The organism is Mesorhizobium sp. M0244, assembly GCF_040321795.1.
In the GTDB taxonomy this organism is placed as follows: domain Bacteria; phylum Pseudomonadota; class Alphaproteobacteria; order Rhizobiales; family Rhizobiaceae; genus Mesorhizobium.
Genome location: NZ_JAMYSE010000173.1, coordinates 1 through 4,546, shown reverse-complemented (window position 1 = coordinate 4,546; position 4,546 = coordinate 1). Strand labels below are relative to the sequence as shown.

The window sequence follows — 4,546 nt, the reverse complement described above, 5'->3', positions numbered from 1 at the left end:
ACCGAATTGCGAAGGGCAATTCGGGGCAATCCGACCTCTCCCCGAGGGGAGAGGAGGTCGCCAGCGTTGATGCCAGCCTCTTCTCCCCAGCGGGGAGAAGGTGGCCGCGAAGCGGCCGGATGAGGGGGACCCCCTTATGTGATAGCCGTGCCCCTCGATGGGCGTCGCCTTCGCATGACCCTCCCCACCGAGAGGAGGGTAAGCTCGCTCCTCAAGCCCCCGCGCTATACGCCGCGATCGCCGCCATGTTGACGATGTCGCTGTCCTTGGCATTCAGCGAGACGATCTGAACCGGCTTGTTCAAGCCGACCAGCAGCGGGCCGATGACGGTCGAGCCGCCGAGCTCCTGCAGCATCTTGGTCGAGATCGAGGCCGAGTGGAAGGCCGGCATGATCAGCACGTTGGCCGGACCGGTGAGGCGGATGAACGGATATTGCGCCATGGCACGGGCGTTGAGCGCCACGTCGGCGGCCATTTCGCCGTCATACTCGAAATCGACGCGCCGCTTGTCGAGGATGCGCACCGCCTCCTGGACGCGCTCGGAGCGCTCGCCCTGCGGATGGCCAAAGGTCGAATAGGCGAGCATGGCAAGCCTCGGCTCGTAGCCCATGCGGCGGGCAAAGCCGGCGGCCTCCTCTGCGATGTCGGCGATCTCGACGGCATTCGGCATGTCGTGCACGGCGGTGTCGGCGACAAGCACGGTTCGGCCGCGCGCCAGCACGATCGACACACCGATGACGCAATGGCCGGGCCTTGCGTCGATGACGCGGCGGATATCGTCGAGCGCCGTCGAATAGTTGCGGGTGACGCCGGTGACGATGCCGTCGGCATCGCCCAGCGCCACCATGCAGGCGGCGAAATGATTGCGGTCGTTGTTGATCAGCCGCTGGCAGTCACGGAACAGGAACCCCTTGCGCTGCATGCGCTCGTAGAGATAGTCGGTGTAGACGCCGTTGCGGCGCGACAGCCGCGCATTGATGATCTCGATGCCCTGCTTGCCAAGCTCGATGCCGGCATGCCTGGCGTTCTCCTTGATGACGTCGTCGCGGCCGAGCAGGATGGCGGTGCCCAGCCGCTGGCTCACATAGGAGACGGCGGCGCGCATCACCTGCTCCTCCTCGCCCTCGGCAAAGACGATGCGCTTGGGCTGGCGGCGGACGCGGTCATAGATGCGCTGCAGCGTCGAGGCGATCGGGTCGCGGCGGGCGGAAAGCTCCTGCGCGTAGCGGTCGAGATCGAGGATCGGCTTGCGCGCGACGCCGGAGTCCATCGCCGCTTTGGCGACCGCGATCGGAATGGCCGAGATCAGGCGCGGATCGAACGGCACCGGGATGATGTAGTTTGGGCCGAATTTCGGCCGCATGCCCTGATAGGCGGCGGCGACGTCGTCGGGCACGTCCTGGCGCGCCAGTTCGGCGAGCGCTTTGGCCGCGGCGATCTTCATGTCGTCGTTGATGGTGGTCGCCCGCACATCCAGCGCGCCGCGGAAGATATAGGGGAAGCCAAGCACGTTGTTGACCTGGTTCGGATAGTCGGACCGCCCCGTCGCCATGATGGCGTCGGTGCGGATCTCGGCGACCTCCTCCGGCGTGATCTCGGGGTCGGGATTGGCCATGGCGAAGATGATCGGGTTCTTGGCCATCGACTGCACCATCTTGGTGGTCAGCGTGCCCTTGGCCGAGAGGCCGAGGAAGACGTCGGCGCCGTCCAGCGCCTCGGCCAGCGAGCGCGCCTCGGTCTTGACCGCGTGCGCCGATTTCCACTGGTTCATGCCTTCGGTGCGGCCCTGGAAGACGACGCCCTTGGTGTCGCAGAGGATGATATTGTCGGGCGCAAAGCCCATCGCCTTCATCAATTCGATGCAGGCGATGCCGGCAGCACCGGCGCCGTTGCAGACCATTTTGGTGGTCTTCATGTCGCGGCCGGTGATTTCCAGCGCGTTGATCAGGCCGGCGGCCGAAATGATGGCGGTACCGTGCTGGTCGTCATGGAAGACCGGGATGTCCATCAGCTCGCGCAGCCGCTGCTCGATGATGAAGCATTCCGGCGCCTTGATATCCTCAAGGTTGATGCCGCCGAAGGAGGGCCCGAGGAAACGCACGCAGTTGATGAATTCGTCGGCATCCTCGGTGTCGACCTCGAGGTCGATGGAATCGACATCGGCGAAGCGTTTGAACAGCACCGCCTTACCTTCCATCACCGGCTTCGAGGCTAGCGCGCCGAGATTGCCGAGACCGAGGATGGCGGTGCCGTTGGAGATGACGGCGACCATGTTACCGCGAACCGTGTAGTCGAAGGCGCGGCTCGGGTCCTCGGCGATGGCGAGAACCGGCACGGCGACGCCCGGCGAATAGGCGAGGCTGAGGTCGCGCTGCGTCGCCATCGGTTTCGTGGCGACGATCTCCAGCTTGCCGGGACGGCCCATGGCGTGGAATTCCAACGCCTCCTGGGCGCTGACGGAGGGCCCGTTGCTTTCGGTTTTCTTGGCCATGATACTTTCGGTTTCCTCGCCCGTACGGCACCGCTTGAGATGGGTGCACATGCTTTCTTTTGTGGAAGGTTCGGGATTAAGGCTACACTTCGCCGCTGTAAACCGCCAAGCATGGCTTGGAAAATTTTGGAAGCAGCTTCTTGAACGACGAGACGCCCATTCGAAGCGACAACGCCACGCCGGCCTTCGCGCCGGCGACGCCGATGATGGAGCAGTATATCGAGATCAAGGCGGCGAACCCGGATTCGCTGCTGTTCTACCGCATGGGCGATTTCTACGAGCTGTTCTTCGACGATGCCGAGAAGGCAAGCCGGGCGCTCGGCATCGTGCTGACCAAGCGCGGCAAGCACCAGGGGCTCGACATCCCGATGTGCGGCGTGCCGGTGCACGCGGCCGACGATTATCTGCAGAAGCTGATCGGCCAGGGGTTCCGCGTCGCCGTCTGCGAGCAGATCGAGGATCCGGCCGAGGCCAGGAAGCGCGGCGGCAAATCGGTGGTGCGCCGCGACGTGGTCCGGCTGGTGACGCCCGGCACCATCACCGAGGACAAATTGCTGGCGCCGTCGGAATCGAGTTTTCTGATGGCGCTGGGACGGGTGAAAGGTGGGGCAGATCACGCTTTTGCCTTGGCCTGGATCGAGATCTCGACCGGTGTCTTCCGCGTCGCCGAAACCACCGCCGACCGGCTGCTCGCCGATGTCTTCCGGGTCGACCCGCGCGAGCTGATCGTCGCCGAGCCGGTGTTCCACGACCCGGAGCTGAAACCGGTGTTCGACGTGCTCGGCCGCGTCGCCAGCCCGCAGCCGCCGTCGCTGTTCGATTCGGCTTCCGCTGCCAGCCGCATCGCCCGCTTCTTCGAGGTGGCGACGCCGGACAGTTTCGGCACGTTTTCGCGCGCCGAGCTGTCGGCGATCTCAGGCGTCATCGCCTATGTCGAGAAGACGCAGAAGGCCGAGCGGCCGCCGCTGTCGCGGCCCGAGCGCGAGGAGCAGGGCTCGACCCTGTTCATCGACCCAGCGACGCGCGCCAATCTGGAGCTGCTGCGCACGCTGTCCGGCAGCCGCGACGGGTCCCTGTTCAAGGCGATCGACCGCACGGTGACCGGCGGCGGCGCAAGGCTGCTTGCCGACCGGCTGATGGCGCCGCTGACCGACCCGGCGGCGATCGGTGCAAGGCTGGACTCGGTGTCGTTCTTCCGCTCGGAGACGCACCTCTGCCAGGCGGTGCGGGGGAGCCTGAAAAGCGTTGCCGATATGCCGCGCGCGCTGTCCAGGCTGGCGCTCAACCGCGGCGGCCCGCGCGATCTCGGCGCACTGCGCGCCGGTTTCGAGGCAGCCTGCGCCATCGCCGAACTGTTCGGGCAAACTGCCTTGCCCGTAGAACTGGCAGCGGCGCTGGCGGCGATCAAGGCACTGCCCAGCGCGCTGGCGGCGCATCTGACGCAGGCGCTCAGCGACGAGCTGCCTTTGCTCAAGCGCGACGGCGGCTTTGTCCGGGGCGGCTACCACGCCGAACTCGACGAGATGCGGGCACTGCGCGACGAGTCGCGAAAAGTGATCGCCGGGCTGGAGCGTTCGCTGATCGACGAGACCGGCATCCGCTCGCTGAAGATCAGGCACAACAATGTGCTCGGCTACTATATCGAGGTCACCGCCAATCATCATGCAATCATGACCGGCAGCGACGGCGCCAAGGCGCGCTTCATCCATCGCCAGACCATGGCCAACGCCATGCGCTTCACCACCACGGAACTCGCCGAACTGGAATCGAAGATCGCCAATGCCGCCGACCGGGCGCTGGCGATCGAGCTTGCCGCTTTCGAGGCGCTGACGGCGGAAGTCGTCGGCCAGGCCGACAGGATCCGCGCCGGCGCCGAAGCGCTCGCCGTGCTCGACGTTTCGGCCGCACTGGCCCTGCTTTCCGAAAGCGAGGCCTGGTGCCGGCCCCTGGTCGATGCGAGCCTTGCCTTCGAGATTTCGGGCGGACGCCATCCGGTGGTCGAACAGGCGCTGCGGCGTTCCGGCGAAGGCCCGTTCGTCGCCAATGATTGCGATC

General features: G+C 65.8%; 2 protein-coding genes. One reads left to right on the top strand and one right to left on the bottom strand.

Annotated elements, in window-relative coordinates:
- Positions 1-211: 211 nt before the first annotated feature.
- A complete protein-coding gene (locus tag NKJ08_RS38110) occupies positions 212-2,491 on the bottom strand; it encodes an NADP-dependent malic enzyme (protein WP_352522633.1) in 2,280 nt (759 codons plus the stop codon).
- Positions 2,492-2,694: 203 nt separating this feature from the next.
- Between NKJ08_RS38110 and mutS the strand changes: the two genes are divergently transcribed.
- A partial coding sequence (gene mutS / locus NKJ08_RS38105; RefSeq protein ID WP_352786304.1) for a DNA mismatch repair protein MutS occupies positions 2,695-4,546 on the top strand: 1,852 nt, incomplete at its 3' end.

Coding starts and splice junctions, on each gene's coding strand:
- NKJ08_RS38110 (WP_352522633.1), bottom strand. CDS start 2,491: ATGGCCAAGAAAACCGAAAGCAACGGGCCCTCCGTCAGCGCCCAGGAG.